The following is a 339-nucleotide window of genomic DNA, read 5'->3' as shown; positions in this document are numbered from 1 at the left end:
GGCCGGGCAGCCGCGTCCTCGGGGCTCACGCTCCGGGGCCGAGGAAAGTCCGGGCTCCATCCGGCACGGTGGTGGGTAACGCCCACCCGGAGCGATCCGCGGGACAGTGCCACAGAGAACAGACCGCCGTCCGCGCCCTGCGGGGCCGGACGGTAAGGGTGAAAGGGTGGTGTAAGAGACCACCGCGACCTCGGTGACGAGGTCGGCACGGCAAACCCCACCGGGAGCAAGGCCAGACAGGGAACGTTCGAGGGCGCCGGCCCGAGTTTCCGGGTAGGCCGCTGGAGATCGTCGGCAACGGCGATCCGAGAGGGATGGCTGCCGATCACAGAACCCGGC

At 70.5% G+C, this 339-nt stretch carries 1 other RNA gene; it reads left to right on the top strand.

The window, feature by feature from the left end:
• Positions 1–5: 5 nt before the first annotated feature.
• Positions 6–339, top strand: an RNA gene (gene rnpB, locus DBV08_RS32105) — RNase P RNA component class A.

This window comes from Rhodococcus sp. KBW08 (assembly GCF_003852455.1).
GTDB classification, from domain to species: Bacteria; Actinomycetota; Actinomycetes; order Mycobacteriales; family Mycobacteriaceae; genus Rhodococcus_F; species Rhodococcus_F baikonurensis.
This window is presented reverse-complemented; position numbering and strand designations above follow the sequence as displayed.